Annotated in this window: 11 protein-coding genes; 4 read left to right on the top strand and 7 right to left on the bottom strand. The window is 71.4% G+C overall.

Going from position 1 to position 16312, the window contains the following annotated elements; translation table 11 throughout:
- Positions 1 to 22: 22 nt before the first annotated feature.
- Entirely contained in the window at positions 23 to 724 is a 702-nt protein-coding gene (locus OG871_RS18660; protein WP_371498001.1) for a metal-dependent hydrolase, read from the top strand.
- Between the two features lie 423 nt (positions 725 to 1147).
- On the opposite strand, the gene OG871_RS18655 is transcribed toward OG871_RS18660, so the two are convergent.
- The 4 genes from OG871_RS18655 to acs all read right to left on the bottom strand — a co-directional run bounded on the left by OG871_RS18655 (position 1148) and on the right by acs (position 7055).
- On the bottom strand, positions 1148 to 2107 hold the full coding sequence (locus tag OG871_RS18655) for an alpha/beta fold hydrolase (RefSeq protein ID WP_371497999.1): 960 nt from the start codon (positions 2105 to 2107) through the stop codon (positions 1148 to 1150).
- A gap of 131 nt (positions 2108 to 2238) precedes the next feature.
- Positions 2239 to 2712, bottom strand: a complete 474-nt coding sequence (locus OG871_RS18650) for a phage holin family protein (protein ID WP_371497997.1) — start codon at positions 2710 to 2712, stop codon at positions 2239 to 2241.
- 195 nt (positions 2713 to 2907) lie between these two features.
- The gene (gene nhaA, locus OG871_RS18645) at positions 2908 to 4206 is read right to left on the bottom strand and encodes a Na+/H+ antiporter NhaA (RefSeq protein ID WP_371497995.1); all 1299 of its coding nucleotides are present in this window, start codon (positions 4204 to 4206) and stop codon (positions 2908 to 2910) included.
- A gap of 893 nt (positions 4207 to 5099) precedes the next feature.
- Entirely contained in the window at positions 5100 to 7055 is a 1956-nt protein-coding gene (gene acs, locus OG871_RS18640) for an acetate--CoA ligase (protein WP_371497993.1), read from the bottom strand.
- A 471-nt stretch (positions 7056 to 7526) separates the two neighbouring features.
- Between acs and OG871_RS18635 the strand changes: the two genes are divergently transcribed.
- The gene (locus tag OG871_RS18635) at positions 7527 to 7979 is read left to right on the top strand and encodes a hypothetical protein (RefSeq protein WP_371497991.1); all 453 of its coding nucleotides are present in this window, start codon (positions 7527 to 7529) and stop codon (positions 7977 to 7979) included.
- 151 nt (positions 7980 to 8130) lie between these two features.
- On the opposite strand, the gene OG871_RS18630 is transcribed toward OG871_RS18635, so the two are convergent.
- Positions 8131 to 10527: a SulP family inorganic anion transporter gene (locus OG871_RS18630; RefSeq protein WP_371497989.1), complete on the bottom strand. Its 2397-nt coding sequence runs from the start codon at positions 10525 to 10527 to the stop codon at positions 8131 to 8133.
- Positions 10528 to 10875: 348 nt separating this feature from the next.
- Positions 10876 to 11862 carry an ATP-binding protein gene (locus OG871_RS18625; protein ID WP_371497987.1) on the bottom strand — a complete coding sequence of 329 codons (987 nt, stop codon included), beginning with the start codon at positions 11860 to 11862 and terminating at the stop codon, positions 10876 to 10878.
- Between the two features lie 202 nt (positions 11863 to 12064).
- On the opposite strand from OG871_RS18625, the gene OG871_RS18620 reads away from it, so the two are divergent.
- A complete protein-coding gene (locus OG871_RS18620; protein ID WP_371497985.1) occupies positions 12065 to 12958 on the top strand; it encodes an oxidoreductase in 894 nt (297 codons plus the stop codon).
- A gap of 367 nt (positions 12959 to 13325) precedes the next feature.
- Here the strand turns inward: OG871_RS18620 and OG871_RS18615 are convergent, their stop codons facing one another.
- Complete coding sequence (locus tag OG871_RS18615; RefSeq protein ID WP_371497983.1) at positions 13326 to 14246, bottom strand: HAD family hydrolase; 921 nt, start codon at positions 14244 to 14246, stop codon at positions 13326 to 13328.
- Positions 14247 to 14864: 618 nt separating this feature from the next.
- Here OG871_RS18615 and ssd point away from each other — a divergent pair.
- Positions 14865 to 15980 (top strand): septum site-determining protein Ssd, encoded by a 1116-nt coding sequence (gene ssd / locus OG871_RS18610; RefSeq protein WP_371497981.1) that lies wholly within the window; start codon positions 14865 to 14867, stop codon positions 15978 to 15980.
- Positions 15981 to 16312: the final 332 nt, after the last annotated feature.

Here is a 16312-nt window from a genome sequence, read left to right as displayed (position 1 = left end):
GACGGAAGGTCAGCGAGACGTCATGATGGGTCACTCGCACGCGATCAGTGGCGCGATGCTGTACGCCGCCTCCGCGCCGTTCCTGCCACCGCTGCTGCTCGGCACCCATCTGCGGCCGGCCGACATCCTGATGGGCACGGTGCTGTGCGCGGGCGCCGCGCTGCTGCCCGATCTGGACCACCACGACGGGACCATCGCCAACTTCCTCGGCCCGATCTCCAAGGTGCTCTGCCGCCTGGTGGCCTGGGTCTCCGGCGGGCACCGGCACGCCACCCACTCGCTGCTCTTCGTCGCGCTGACGGGAGCGGGCAGCTGGGCCGGGATCACCTACCTGGGGCGGAACTTCACCCTCGGCCTGACCTTCTTCCTGCTCGCCCTGGCCATCCGGGCCCTGCGGCTGCACCCGCCCGGGGACGGCCCCACGGCGTGGATCACCGTCATGGGTATGGCGGCGCTCGGCACGGCGGGCCTGAACAACTGGATGCCGACCGCCCCGGGCTGGCTCCCGTACGCGGTGGCACTGGGGACGCTCGCGCACCTGCTCGGGGACTGCCTCACGAAGAAGGGCGCCCCGCTGCTGTGGCCGCACAAGGAGCGCTACGAGGTCGTCCTGATCAAGCGCAGCGGCAACGGCGTGGAGACCAAGGTCCTGGTCCCGCTGATGACCGCCGCCACCTTCGTCCTGCTCTGGTTCACCGCGGTGTCGCCGACCGTGCTCACCTGACATCGGCCCGGCCCGGCCCGCCCGGTCGCAGTCGGCCCGAGGTGAAGGCGGGCCCAGGGGCGGCTCGGGTGCCGCCCGTCGGGCCTCAGGCCTCGCGCCTCAGCCGTGCGCCCACCCACCGGGCACGCCGTCCGAGGATGCGTGGGATGCCCATCCGGCGCGCGCCCACACGCGGTGGCCGCGCCGAGCCCTCGTACGGCCACTGGGGCCCGTGCTCCTGCTCGGGGAGGTGGGACCGCTCGGACTGGCTCTGCGAGCCGCTGCCGGGCCGGTGGCGGCGCGCGGTGGGCTCACGATCGGGCATCCAGGTCATACCGGATGGATGCCCGTAGGCCGGGCGGAGTAACCGTCCCGACCGGGCATCTGTCATGTGCGATTGTCATATGAGCCTGCGTCAGGCTTCGAGACTCACCCGTTCGGGTGTCAGTCCTTGTGCTGATCGACCCAGTTGACGAGCTCCGCCGTGAACTCCTCCGGCGCCTCCTCGTGCGGGAAGTGCCCGACGCCCGGCATCAGCCGCCAGCGGTACGGCGCCTCGACGTACTCGCCGGCCCCCAGCGCGGTCTGGGCCAGCAGCACGGGGTCGGCGGCGCCCTGCACGTGCAGGGTGGGTGCGGTGATCGGCTTCTTCATCCGGCGGGCGAACTGGATCCCGTCGGGCCGGGCCATCGACCGCAGCAGCCACCGGTACGGCTCGATCGAGCAGTGCGCGGTGCTGGGGATCTGGATCGCCTTCCGGTAGGCCGTGAGCGCCTCCTGGTCCAGCATGGAGGGGCCGGTCCAGGCGTTCAGGTACTCGGCGACCAGGGCTCCGTCGTCCGCGACCAGCTGCCGCTCCGGGATCCACGGACGCTGGAAGCCCAGGACGTGGTCGAGGGCGGCGATCTGGCGGCGGTCGGTCAGCAGGGCCCGGCGCAGGTGCCGGGGGTGCGCCGCGGAGACCACCGTCAGGCTCCGGATGACCGAGGGCCGCATCACGGCCGCCACCCAGGCCAGCGTGCCGCCGGTGGCGTGGCCGACCAGATGGGCCCGGCGCTCACCGAGCGAGCGGATCACCCCGGTGATGTCCAGCGCCAGATTGCCCGGGTCGTAGCCGCGCGGGGTCCGGTCGCTGCCGCCCATGCCCCGCAGATCGAGCGCCACCGCGCGGTACCCGGCCTCGGCCAGCGCGGTCAGCTGGTGCCGCCAGGCCCACCAGTACTGCGGCCAGCCGTGCACCAGCAGGACCAGCGGGCCCTCGCCGACCTCGGCGATGTGGAACCGTGCCCCGTTGGCGGCCAGGTCGCGGTGGACCCATGGACCGGCCGAGCGGACGCTCCAGTCGGTCTCGGCGGGCCGGGGCGTGGCGGGCGGCGTAGGAACGGGCTTCTGGTCCAGCGGCATACCGAGAGCCTGTCATACCCGTGCTGCGGACACGTCCCCGGCACTCGCGTAGCCCACGAACCGGTGCCCGGCCGCCGCGGCCCGCCGGAACCCGCCGCAGCCCGCCGGGTGGGGGCAGGGGCAGGGCGCGGCTACGGGATGCGGCCCAGCGCCCGGTCGATCTCCTCCTTGGTGGCAGGCCTCGGCCGGGCGTTCTTGAGCACGTCCGCGGTCGCCTGGGCGCCCTCGATGGTGCGGCGCGGCTTCTCGATCTTCTTGAACGAGCGCTGGGCCAGCAGGCCGAGCACCGCCGCGATCAGCAGGTAGGCGCCGCCGACGATCAGGAACGACCAGCCCAGCGTCAGCCCCAGCGCCTGCAGCCCGTACGCCGCGGCGAAGCTCAGCATCGGGATGGCGGCGAGGGCCACCACGCCGGCCACGGTGAGCGAGACGCCACCGGAGACGCCGCGCTTGACGTCCGCCCGGATCTCCGCCTTGGCGAGGGCGATCTCGTCGTGCACCAATGCGGACAGGTCGGCGGTGGCCGCGGCGAACAGCTGCCCGACCGAACGCTCGCCCTCGTAGGGGGCCCGGCCGTTGCCTGGGTCTGCGGCTCCTGCGGCCATCAGCGGTTCTCCTTGCTCGCGCGGCTCATCACTCGATCGACAGCTCAGCATCATGCCTCTACCGGTCAGTCAGGCACCACTCCGGGGCCGCCCTCGGAGGGATGGGAACCCCGCTTGGCCCAGGCTCGGCCCGCGCCGGGTGAGCCGGCGTCAGCTTCGCGGGCGGCCGCACCTTGTGGTCAGCCGGTCAGCCGGTCAGCCGGTCTGCTGGTAGATGTCGGGGATCCCGTCACCGTCGGAGTCCAGGTTCTCCTCGTCCCACAGCTGCCGGTAGTGCCGGTTGCGCAGCTTCAGCAGCACGGTGGCGACCACCGCGCACAGCAGCGAACCGACCAGGACGGCGGACTTGGCCCGGTCCGTCAGCACCGGTTCGTCGGCGAAGGCCAGCTCACTGATCAGCAGGGAGACGGTGAACCCGATCCCGGCCAGGGTCGCCACCGCGAACAGGTCGGCCCACTTCAGCTGCGGATTGAGCTCGGCCCGGGTGAACCGGGCGGCAAGCCAGGTGCCGCCGAAGATGCCGACGGTCTTGCCCAGCAGCAGCCCCAGCACGATCCCGAGCGGTAGGGCCTGGGTGAAGACCTCGCGCAGCGCGTGGCCTGAGATCACGACGCCGGCCGCGAACAGCGCGAACACCGGTACGGCGAAGCCCGCCGAGACCGGTCGTACCAGGTGCTCGATGTGTTCGCCGGGGGAGTGCTGCTCGTCGCCCTCGGTGTGGCAGCGCAGCAGCAGGCCCATCGCCACACCCGCGACCGTCGCGTGGACGCCGCTCTCGTGCATCAGCGCCCAGATCACCAGCGCCAGCGGGACGAACAGGTACCAGCCGTGCACCCCGCGCCGGTGCAGCAACCAGAACAGCACCAGCCCGGCCAGCGAGAGGCCGAGCGCCCAGAACTTGATGCCCGAGCTGTAGAAGACCGCGATGATCAGGATGGCGATCAGGTCGTCGACCACCGCCAGGGTCAGCAGGAAGGCCCGCAGCGCCGACGGCAGGTGACTGCCCACCACGGCCAGCACGCCGAGCGCGAAGGCGATGTCGGTGGCGGTGGGAATGGCCCAGCCCTCGGTGTGCCCGCCGGAGCCGCTGTTGACCACGGTGTACACGACCGCGGGCAGCACCACCCCGGCCACCGCCGCGACCACCGGCAGCATCGCGGCGCGGGGGCTGCGGAGCTCTCCGGCGACGAACTCGCGCTTGAGCTCGATGCCGGCGACGAAGAAGAAGATGGTCAGCAGACCGTCGTTGGCCCAGGCCTCCAGGGTCAGATCCAGGTGCAGCGGACTGGAGGGGCCGATGGTGTAGTGGCTCACCGTCTCGTAGGCGTGCGGCCAGACGTTCGCCCAGACGAGGGCCACGACGGCGGCGATCAGGAGCAGGATGCCGCCGACGGTCTCGGTGCGGAGCGCGTCGGTGATGAACCGGCGCTCGGGCAGCGGGAGCAGTCCGAGGAACTGGCGGCGCTTGGCCGGGGGTGGCGGCGGCGTGGCCACGACGGGGGACCTCCTGAGGGCGGGGCGGCAGATGGATACACCGGTGGTGCAGTGCCGACCAGACTTCCCGGCGCGCCTCTAGGGATCTTGATGTGTTTTTGACATTCTACGGGGCTGGTCCAGCGATATCCGTTTCTTCATACTTCATGGCGGTCGTCGGTGCATGCGGCGGCGCTCCGTCCGGGCTCCGTAGGGGCTCCGTCCGGGCTCGGCTCGCGCTCGGGCCGGGCTCGGGCCGAGCCCGGACGGAGTCGCCGGGCGGATCGGACCATTCGGGTGCGGAGCAGCGTTTCATCCGAACGGGTTCGACCGGATGCGCGAACGCCCGGCCCTCCCGGGCGCCTCCGCGCTGCGTTCCACGGCGGACGACGTGCTGCGGTACCTGCAGGCCCACCTGGCATTGGACGCCGTCCCCATCCCGGCGCGGACCGGCGCGGCGACGGGCCTCCGGGCGGCGCTGCGGGATGTCTCGCTGCCCCGGGTGGCGTGTCGGAACTCCGGCGTGCGGATCTGCCTGACCTGGAACCAGCGGCAGTTGGACGAGGGCGCGCTGGTCTGTCACGCGGGCTCGACCCGGGATTCTCCGCCTTCGCGCGGTTCGACCGGGAGGCCCAGGTCGGTCTGGCGGCGATGGCGAACACTCGGCCGTCCTCGCGGAGGAAGTTCACCCAGGCGGCCTCCCGGTCACTGCTCGGACTGGCGCACGAGAAGGCCCGGCTCGGGTGATCCGGCCGGCCACTGACCGGCCGAACCGCCGGCCGGGCGAACACCTGGCTGGGCGAACGGGTGACCGGTCGAACCGGTGAGCCGGCGGAAGCGCGGTGGCCCCGCTGTGCGCGTGCACAGCGGGGCCACCACCATGGAACCGGCCCGGCCCTGGCAGCTGGCCCGGATCAGTCCTCGCCGCCGGCCGTGGGCAGCTGCGCCTGGATCAGGTTCATCACCGAGGAGTCGGCCAGCGTGGTGGTGTCGCCCACCTCACGGCCCTCGGCGATGTCCCGCAGGAGTCGTCGCATGATCTTGCCGGAGCGGGTCTTCGGCAGCTCGCTGACGACCTTGATCTGCTTGGGTTTGGCGATGGGGCCGAGGGTGCGGCCGACGTGGTTGCGCAGGTCGGCGGTGAGGTCGTCGCTGTCGGTGGCGGTGCCGCGGAGGATGACGAAGGCGACGATGGCCTGGCCGGTGGTGGGGTCGGCGGCGCCGACGACGGCGGCTTCGGCGACGGCGGGGTGGCCGACGAGGGCGGATTCGACCTCGGTGGTGGAGATGTTGTGGCCGGAGACGAGCATGACGTCGTCGACGCGGCCGAGCAGCCAGATGTCGCCGTCGTCGTCCTTCTTGGCGCCGTCGCCGGCGAAATAGCGGCCGGGGAAACGGGACCAGTAGGTGTCGAGGTAGCGCTGGTCGTCGCCCCAGATGGTGCGGAGCATGGAGGGCCAGGGCTCGGTGAGGACGAGGTAGCCGCCGGAGCCGTCGGGGACCTCGTTGGCCTCGTCGTCGACGACGGTGGCGGCGATGCCGGGCAGGGCGCGTTGGGCGGAGCCGGGCTTGGTGTGGGTGACGCCGGGCAGCGGGCTGATCATCATGGCGCCGGTCTCGGTCTGCCACCAGGTGTCGACGATGGGGGCGGTGCCCGCGCCGATGTGCTCGCGGTACCAGATCCACGCCTCGGGGTTGATCGGTTCGCCCACGGATCCGAGCACGCGCAGGGAGCTGAGGTCGAACTTGGCGGGGATGTCGTCGCCCCACTTCATGAAGGTGCGGATCGCGGTGGGGGCGGTGTAGAGGATGGTGACGCCGTACTTCTGGACGATCTCCCAGAAGCGGCCCTGGTGGGGGGTGTCGGGGGTGCCTTCGTAGATGACCTGGGTGGCGCCGTTGGCGAGCGGGCCGTAGACGATGTAGGAGTGGCCGGTGACCCAGCCGATGTCGGCGGTGCACCAGTAGACGTCCGACTCGGGCTTGAGGTCGAAGACGGCGTGGTGGGTGTAGGCGGCCTGGGTGAGGTAGCCGCCGGAGGTGTGCAGGATGCCCTTGGGCTTTCCGGTGGTGCCGGAGGTGTAGAGGATGAACAGCGGGTGTTCGGCGTCGTGGGCTTCGGGGGTGTGGGTGCTGGACTGGCGGTCGCAGATGTCGTGCCACCACACGTCGCGGCCCTCGGTGAGGGTGGTGTCCTGGCCGGTGCGGCGGACGACCAGGACGTGTTCGACCTGGGGGCACTTGGCGAGGGCCTCGTCGATGGCGGGCTTGAGGGCGGTGGCCTTGCCGCGGCGGAAGCCGCCGTCGGCGGTGATGACCAGCTTCGCGTCGGCGTCCTGGATGCGGGAGGCGACCGCGTCGGCGGAGAAGCCGCCGAAGACGACGGAGTGCGCGGCGCCGACGCGGGCGCAGGCGAGCATCGCGACGACGGCCTCGGGGATCATCGGGAGGTAGACGGCGACGCGGTCGCCCTTGGTGACGCCGAGTTCGAGCAGGGCGTTGGCGGCCCGGGAGACCTCGTCCTTGAGCTGGGCGTAGGTCAGGGTGCGGGAGTCGCCGGGTTCGCCCTCGAAGTGGATGGCGACCCGGTCGCCGTGGCCGGCCTCGACGTGCCGGTCGACGCAGTTGTAGGCGACGTTGAGTTTGCCGTCGGCGAACCACTTGGCGAACGGCGGGTTCGACCAGTCCAGGGTCTCGGTCGGTTCGACCGCCCAGTGCAGGCGGCGGGCCTGCTCGGCCCAGAACCCGAGCCGGTCCTCGGAGGCCTGCGCGTACGCGGCGGCGGTCACGTTCGCGGCCGCGGCGAGCTCCGCCGGCGGCGCGAAACGGCGGTCCTCCTTGAGCAGGTTGGCCAGACTCTCGTTGCTCAACGCGCACTCCTCATCGAGTTCTCTACTTCCAGGGTGTTCCCGTGCGGAGGGATTGTCCCTGGTGTCCCAGCACACAGCTCACCAGGCGAACGGGCGTGTTGACAAGAGGCTCCCGAAAATTGGTGTAGACCTCTCGCTCGGAATGTGGCCACGTTCCGAGCCGATCCGGCGCCGGCAGGCCCCGACCGCCCGGGGCCCAGGCTGCCGGCAGGCACCCCTGTCGCCCCGACATCCGATCTGACGGACCGTCTGCCGGTGGCATTGACGCCCCTCCCAGCGGGTACTCCAGACAGTACCTCCAGAGGTGGTCAGGACCTTCGTGGAGCGGAGCGGGCCCGCCGTCGTGGGCGCGGCTCGCATGTCAGCGCACCCCTTCCTTCCTTCGGGGGTCGAGCCATGCCCGGAACACCTGCACACCCACCCCTTCCCGGCGACTTCGCGGTGGTCCGTATGGACGGCGGAGTCGGCCGAATGATCCGGATCGGCCAGTGGCTCAACGGCGACGGATTCGCCGACTACGAGCACGCCTTCGTCCTCGTCGACGGCGGCCGACTGGTCGAGGCACAGCCCGGCGGCGCCGAGCTGCTGCCCCTCACCGCCTACCAGGACCGCCCGATCCTGTGGTCCACCGGACTCGTCCCGCTGAGCGGCGAACAGCGCCGGGCGATCGTCGCCGCCGCTCACGGCTACCTCGGCGTGCCGTACAGCTTCGCGGACTTCGCGGCGCTGGCCGCACACCGATTCCACCTACCGGTCGGCCCGCTGCTCAAGGGCTATGTGGCGTCGACCAAGCACATGATCTGCTCCCAACTGGTCGACCAGTGCTACCAGGACGCGGGAGTCCGGCTGTTCGCGGACGGCCGCTGGCCCGGCTACGTGACACCGGCCGATCTGGCCAACCGCCTGCTGGGTCGGACGTCCTGACCCTGCTCCTCGGGTCCCGGCCGGGCCAACCAGCCCGGCCGGGTCTCCAGGTTCGGCCGGAGCGGGCCGATCCCGGGTCTTACCGGCCCTGCCCGTTCCCGGCCGGGTTCTGTCCGGGTTCTGTCCGGGTTCTGTCCGGGGAGGCTGCGGCCTACGCGGCCAGCTGCTGTTCCTCCCTGCCGTCCGAGCCTTCCGTGCCTCTGCGGTCGTCGCGGTCGGTGCGTTGCGGTGTGCGTTCCGCCGACACCGGTGCGAAGCGGCCGCTGGCTCGGTCCAGGACGTATGCCTGGGCCGTCGCGAAGTCGAAGTACATGCCGACCAGTCGCAGTGTCCCGGCAGCGACTCTGAGCTCGACCGCCGGATTGGCCAGCAACTGGTCCAACTGCTGCACCACATTGGTGATGCAGAGTTGCTCCACCGTGTCGGCCACCGGACGGTCCTCGAACTCGGCGGGCACCCTGCGCAGTCGGGCAAGCGAGCCGCGGCCGTTGCGCAGCCAGCGGGCCAACGCAGTGGGCGGACCGGGCTGCTCGTGCAGTCCGTCGAGCAGGGCCTTCATCGCCCCGCACCCCGAGTGCCCGCAGACGGTGATGCTGCCGACCTCCAGGACCTCCACGGCGTACTGCACCGCGGCGGCCACCGAGTCGTCCGCGGCGCCGGGCTCGTGCGGTGCGGGCACCAGGTTGCCGACATTGCGGACGGTGAAGAGATCGCCGGGACCACTGTTGGTGATCATGCTGGTGACCATGCGGGAGTCGGCGCAGGTCAGGAACAGCTGGGACGGAGTCTGACCGTCGCGTGCGAGCCGGGCCAGCTCCTCGCGCACCAGAGGGGCGGTGTGCTGCTGAAACCCGCGCACCCCGTCGAGCAGTCGGCCGTGCGGATCATCCGCGCCCTGCTCGATGCAGTGGTGACCGACCCACGGCGTCCAGGCCCGGCAGCGGTGCGGGCCGGGGGAGCTGCCGGAGCGGACGGTGCCGTCCGGGTCGAGGACTCCGTCGTCCGGGCGCTCGGTCAGCATCGACACCCGGCCGCCGGCCGACAGGTGGCCGGCCCGCCAGGCGTGCACGGCCTCGTAGGCGGCGTGGTCCAGGAAGGAGCCGTCATGGCAGACCGTGACCGCCGTGCCGGCGGGAATGCGAGTCAGCGCGCGGCTCAACTTGGGGACCGCCGCGAACGTCAACGGCCCGTGCGTGTGAACGGTGTACGACCCGTCCGGTTCGGTCACCACATCGACGTGCGCCCGGGTGAGCCGGTACAGCGCGAGCAGTACGGCCACCGAGCCGCCGAGGGCGACCCCGAGCGGCACCCCGAGCAGCACGACGCCGAGCACGGTGGCCAGGTAGACCGGGAACTCCCGGTGCCGGTGGATCCTGCGGATGTGCGCGAAGCTGACCATCTGCACCCCCACCACCAGGACCAGCGCGGCCAGGGCCGCCAGCGGGATCCGTCGCAGCCCGCTGGTCAGGACCAGGGCGGCCAGCAGGACCCAGCAGCCGTGCAGCACCGAGGACATCCGAGTGGCCGCGCCGGCCTGGACGTTGGCGGTGCTGCGCACCGCGCCTCCGGCCACCGGCAGGCCGCCGAGCAGCCCCGACACCAGGTTTGCGGCGCCCTGCCCGCGCAGCTCCCGGTCGAGGTCACCGGTGCCGTGCGACATGCGGTCCACCGCCACGGCGGAGAGCAGCGACTCGACGCCGGCCACCGCGGTGACCGTCAGGACCGCGGCCAGCAGTTCGGGCCAGTGCTCCGCGAGCACCGTCCCGGACGGGAGCGAGGCGAGGGCGTGGTGGTCCCACTCGGGCAGCTCGACCCGGGCGAGCCGTAGGCCGGCCAGGACGGAGAGCGTGGTGGCGGCCGCGACGGCGACCAGGGCCGCCGGGACCTTGGCGAGCCGGGCGCCGATTCTGCCGGGCCGGCCGGGGAGCCGGCTGAGCCGCGGCCAGCCGAAGAGGACGGCGACGGCGACCGCTCCGACGGCGAGGGCGGGCAGGTGCGGGCCGGCCAACTGCCCCGGCAGCGCGACCATGTTGGCGAGGGCGGAACTCTGTGGCGAGCCGCCGAGGACGACGTGCAGCTGGGTCAGCGCGATGGTCAGCCCGACTCCGGCGAGCATGCCGTGCACGATGGCGGGGGACACGGCGAGCGCGGCGCGGGCCACCCGGAGGGTGCCGAGGAGGAGTTGGAGCACGCCGGCCGCAACGGTCACAGCGCAGGCGACCTGCCACCCGTACCGGGCGAGCAGGCCGGCGGTGACCACGGTGAGCGCGGCCGAGGGGCCGCTGACCTGAAGAGGTGTGCCGCCGAAGAGGCCGACGACCAGCCCGCCGACCGCGGCGGACACCAGGCCTGCGGTGAGTGGGGCGCCGGTGGCCAGCGCGATGCCGAGCGAGAAGGGGACGGCGATCAGGAAGACCGCGAGGGAGGCGGGCACGTCCCGCAGCAGCAGTCGTCGGACGTTGCCCGTCGGCGGGTGGCCCGGCCCCGCGGGCGGGGCGTGGTCGGTGGTGTCCGAGGGAGTGGGGGCGCTGGAAATATCGAGGGTCATGGTCTTCCCGTCTGTCCGGGGAACGAACGCAGTCAGGTCCGGCGATGTGGCTTGAGGTCGGAGTGGCTGTCGTGGGTCGCGACGGTACGGCGGGATGGCTTGGGCGCAGCGGTAGGTCTCCGTGGGCAGCCCGCGACCATCAAGAGTCGGTAAACTGAGAGTAATGAAACCTTTGCACAGCGTACAACTGAACGGAAGGTCGGGCTCCGGCTTTCACTCCTATGAGTGGTGCGCGAACCGATCGGGAACTGTGGGAACGCAAAAGTCCGGCGACACCCCGTCGCGGGGGCGTCGCCGGACCTGGTGCTGCCGGCTGCGGGGGCGGCCGGAGTGGGTGCGGTCGCGTCGTCAGGCGTGCGCGGTGGCGGGGCTGGGGGTGGCCGGCACGAAGCCCTTGTCGATCTGCACTGCGAGGTCGATGCCGACCTTTGCGTTGCCCCAACTCTCCGCGTTGCGGAGGTGGAAGTGGACGGCCTGGGCGGTGTACCGCTCCGCGTCGCGCTGATCGAACGCGGCCTCGGCCTCGCTCCTGAGCAGCTCCAACACCTCGCGGTTGGCCGGCTCCAGGGTCCGCAGTGCCGGCGCGTCGCCGCGCTCCAACCGGCGGACCCAGTCGGACTGGCCGAAGGAGCTGAGCAGGTCGCCGCCGACCTCGCGGCGCAGGAAGGCCAGGTCCTCGGGGCTCTGGACCTTGTTGCCGACCACCCGCAGCCGGACTCCGAAGTCCTGGGCGTACTCCTTGTACTGGCGGTAGACCGAGATGCCCTTGCGGGTCGGCTCGGCGACCAGGAAGGTCAGGTCGAAGCGGGTGAACAGGCCGGAGGCGAACGAGTCGGAGCCGGCGGTCATGTCGGTCACCACGTACTCGTCCCGGCCGTCGACCAGATGGTTGAGCAGGAGCTCGACCGCGCCGACCTTGGAGTGGTAGCAGGCGACGCCGAGGTCCTCCTCGGTGAACGCGCCCGTCGCCAGTAGCCGGACCGAGCCCTCGTCGAGCGCGATCGGGCGCGCGCATGCCTCGTACACCGGATTCTCGTCGACGATCCGCAGGAGGCGTGAACCCCGGCCGGGCGGCGTGGTTTTGATCATTTCGTCGGCCGAGCCGATCAGCGGGTTGGTGCCGCGCAGGTACTCCTTGATCAGCGACAGGTGGGCGCCGAGCGAGGGCACCGAATTCGCCTGATCATCGGTCAATCCGAGTGCTGGGCCGAGGTGTTGGTTGATGTCGGCGTCGACGGCGATGACCGGACATCCCGCTGCGGCCAGGTGGCGGATGAACAGTCCGGACAGCGTGGTCTTCCCGCTGCCACCCTTGCCGACGAAGGCGATCTTCATCTGAGACTCCGGCTCCTACTCCAGTGTGTCGCGACCGTCGGCCGCGGACTGGAAGACTGTTGGAAATCGTTATCGTCACCGATAGTGGCTATGCTAACCGGGGTTTGGTGTGCGATACATACGGGAACGACGGATTGCCTCGAACGGGTGATAGCGGGGTTGCTGTGGGGGACTCTCCCCAGGAGTGATTACTCTCGGGTAGGTGAGCACTGGAACTGATCCCCTCGCCCCGCTGGCCGATCTTCCCGGGGTGCCCGAGGCCGTGGCCGAGGTGCGCAAGGCTGTGGACCGTCTTTACGGGCACCGGGTGATGCGCCGCCGGGCGTCGGAGGTGACCTCGGAGGCCGCACTCCGCGGCGCCCGGGCCTCGGCCGCGCTCGACGGCGCCGACTGGCCGCTGGAGGAGGTCCGGCGCCGGACCGACTTCAGCGCCGACGCCCAGGCCCGGACGGTCGGCGGCGCGCTGCGGATCTCGGCCGAGGCGGGGCAACTGCTCAGCACCTGGCGGCACTCTCCGCTGCAGGTGCTGGCCAGGCTGCACCTGTTGGCCGTCGGCGACGCGGACCCGTCGGCCGGTCGCCCGCGCAGGCCGGGTGAGCCCGCAGCGAACGCCTTCCCGGCGGAGCTGGACGCCGTCGAGGGCGTGGGGGCACCGGTGGCGGGCGGCGCCGAGGTGGTGGAGCTACCGCCGGCCCCCTCGGCCGAGGAGAGCGCGGCGCGGCTCGACCAGCTCTCCCAGCTCCTGGCCGCGCGTGCGGAAGGCGCCGCCGGCGGCACCCCGGCGCTGGTGGTGGCCGCCGTCGTGCACGGCGAGCTGCTGGCGCTTCGGCCGTTCGGCGAGCACAACGGCGTGATCGCGCGCGCTGCGCAGCGCATCGTCCTCATCGCCGAAGGGCTCGACCCCAAGGCGATCTGCCCGGCCGAGGTCGGCTTCGCGGAGCTGGGTACGGCGGCGTACCGGCAGGCGCTGCTGGGCTACCTGGGTGGGACACCGGATGGGATGGCGCGCTGGATCGCGCACTGCGGCGCGGCGTTGAGGCTGGGCGTGCGGGAGAGTACGGCGGTCTGCGAAGCGATGCAGCGCGGCATGGTCTGAGCCGCAGACAGAGTTGCGGCGGCACCTGATCGGACCGGGTGCCGCCGCTGGTACGGATACCGGGTTACCAAGCATGCACCGGAAAGTGCCCATCAGGCGGGGATCCTGCCCGTTCACCTGGTGCGGCGGCCCGACAGCGGGTCGGCTGCATGTGGGTGCTCAGTTATCCGTACTCGGTCCGTGGGCCTGAATTGCGTTGTCGGAGCGACCCCGTAGGGTCCTGACCGGGTCTCGCGGGCCGTTAAGTCCTTTGTATCGCGCTTTGGGTGAAAGCGGAACCCGAAACGGGAAGCTTTTACTTTTTGTCCGTTTAGGTGGGTCGAGTAGGGAGTCGGGAGGGTTCGCGTCGCCCCGCGTGCGGCGCCGTCTACGCCTCCGGCCTGCGCCTGCGCGCCGCGTACCACAGCAGTCCCGCAGTGAGCAGAGCCGTTCCGACAGCCACCGTCGCGACCACCGACCGGCTGGGCGTGTGGAATTCGGGCAACCGTCGATGGAGCTCGACCGGGCGGCTGAAGACCAGGACGGGCCACTCGCGGGAGACCGCCTCCTTGCGCAGCGCACGGTCCGGGTTGACCGCGAACGGGTGGCCGACCGTCTCCAGCATCGGCAGGTCGGTCGACGAGTCGCTGTACGCATAGCAGTTGGGGAGGTCGTACCCCTCGGACTCGGCAAGCTCCCGGATCGAGACGGCCTTGTTCTCGGCGTAGGCGTAGTACTCGATCTCTCCGGTGTACCGCCCGTCCTCGATCTTCAGGCGGGTCGCGATCACATGGTCGGCCCCGAGCAGGGCGCCGATCGGCTCCACCACCTCGGCGCCCGAACTGCTGACGATCACCACATCGCGGCCAGCCGCGTGATGCTGCTCGATCAGTGAGGCGGCCTCGTCGTAGATGATCGGATCGATCAGGTCGTGCAGGGTCTCCGCGACGATCTCGCGGACCTGCTGGACGTTCCAGCCCTTCGTCATCGCCGACAGATAGGCGCGAAGCTTCTCCATCTGGTCATGGTCGGCGCCGCCCAGGAGGAAGACGAACTGTGCGTAGGCGCTCTTCAGGACGGCGCGGCGATTGATCAACCCGCCCTGGTAGAACGGGCGGCTGAAGGCCAGAGCGCTCGACTTGGCGATGATCGTCTTGTCGAGATCGAAGAAAGCCGCGGTACGCGGCGCACGGTATGGCCGCCGCGGGGAGGCGGAGGGCTCCGTGCTTTCCGATGAGGAACGGTTCGCGGGGCCCGACGGGGTGTTCCCGCCCTGGTCGGCGATGTCGGCGTTCTCGGTGGTGTCCACGGGAACCGAGGATAGAGGGCCCGCCTGAGCACCCCGCCATTCGGCGTACTCGTAGGCGTGCGGGTTTGTGTTTCTGGCCGCTCGGGTACACCATTGAAGTCACGGATCGTTCGCGACCGTGCTAACCCGGTCCGGCTCCTCCCCCCCGAGTCGGACCGTGGATAGACGACCCCCGCTCTCCCCCCCGGCGGGGGTCGTCGCACGTCCTGGGCCGTTTGCCGGGCCGGTTGTGGACGTTGCAGGGGGTGTGCGTCCAGGCCTGCCGATGTCGGCGGGCCTTCTTGCTGTCCGGCCGAGTGCGGCTGAACTGTCACGGTGAGTGATCGGAATCGATGTCTCATTGCGCGCTCGTTCGGCGAGCGCGAACGATCTTCGAGTCGCTTCACGCGTCAATTCCGCACACCAATACCCCCCGGTCGGGTGAACGAAGTTATCCACAGCCCCTACTTGTCCACAGGGATTAGGAAGGGGGCTGACGGAATCCGTTCCACCCCGCACCTTGGTGCTCGGACAGAGGCCGGAGATCCCGTCGAGGGAGAGCGGCCGATGTCCTACCGGCCGGTTCCGGAATCGCGTCTGCGGCCTCCGGAACCCGACACCTCAGCGGGGGAGACCTCCATGTCGTCACCCATCACCGATCAACCCGTCGCCGACCGACCGACCCCGAGCGGGCCGCTCATCGTCACCGCGGACGAGGCGCTCGCCGAGCACCTGGTCCGCATCTGCGCCGCGGCCGGCACGGAGCCGCAGCTGCTGGCCGGCGCCCCACCGCCCCGCCAGGTCTGGGAGAGCGCACCGCTGGTGCTGGTCGGAGACGACCTCGCCGAGCACTGCGCGGGCCTCAGCCGCCGGGCCGGCGTCCTGCTGCTGGGGCTGGACCTGGACGACGGCGAGGTCTGGATCCGGGCCGTCCAACTCGGCGCCGAACACGTCCTGTTCCTGCCGGATGCGCAGACCTGGCTGCTCGACCGGATCGCCGACGCGGCCGAGGGCGTCGGGCCGCCGGCTCTGACCGTGGCCGTACTCGGTGGTCGCGGCGGCGCCGGGGCGTCCACCCTTGCCTGCGCACTGGCCATCACCGCGGCCCGCACCGGCCGCCGGACCATGCTGATCGATGCCGATCCGCTCGGCGGAGGCCTGGACGTCATGCTCGGGGCGGAGCACGTCGAAGGACTCCGATGGCCCGATCTCGCGGGGTCTCGCGGACGGGTCAGCGGGGCCGAACTGGCAGGCGCACTCCCGGCACTTCACCGGTTGACGGCGCTCTCCTGGGACCGGAGCGATCTGCTCACCATCCCACCGGAAGCGATGCGCAGCGTCCTCGCGGCGGCCCGCAGACGCGGCGGCCTGGTCGTCATCGATCTACCGCGCCACTTCGACGCCGCCGCCGGTCAGGCACTCGAGCAGACCGACACAGGCCTACTCGTCGTCCCTGCCGAACTGCGCGCGATGGCGGCGGCGGACCGGGTGGCCGCTGCGGCGCGGATGCGGCTGTCCGACCTTCGGGCGGTGGCCAGGGTCCCCGGGCCCGCGGGTCTGGCCGGTTCCGAGATCGCCAGGGGCCTCGGCCTGCGGCTGGCCGGCGAACTCCCCCAGGAGCCGGGGCTGTCGGTCGATGTGGAGCGGGGCGCACCACCCGGTATCCGTAAGCGCGGGCCGCTGGCCCGCTTCTGCAGCAGTTTCCTGGATGAAGCCATGCCGCCGGTGGCGGCAGCCGGAGGAGGTGTACTGTGACCGATCGCCTTCGCAGGCCGGGTCTGCGCAAGAGCAACCGAGGCCGGAGCACGAGCGTCCGCGAGCGGGGTGCTGTCGTGACCGGAGGGCGCCTTGCCGAGCACCGAGGGCGGGTCCGTCCGCACAGCCCGGACGCCGCTCACCGGCCCGACAGAGGTGCCACGGGCGGGGGCGGGGCGGACGTGGACGCGGGCGTCGATGGAGGCGCGGCGGGGCAGGCCGCAGAGCAGACGGTGACTGCCCCCCTCGACCCGACGCCTCAGCTCCTGGAGTCGGGCGCTGCCCGTCCCGGCCCGAGTCCGCGGCCGTCGCAGGCTCCGTCGGGCGCCCGG

This window comes from Kitasatospora sp. NBC_00374, assembly GCF_041434935.1.
GTDB lineage: Bacteria > Actinomycetota > Actinomycetes > Streptomycetales > Streptomycetaceae > Kitasatospora.
This window is presented reverse-complemented; position numbering and strand designations above follow the sequence as displayed.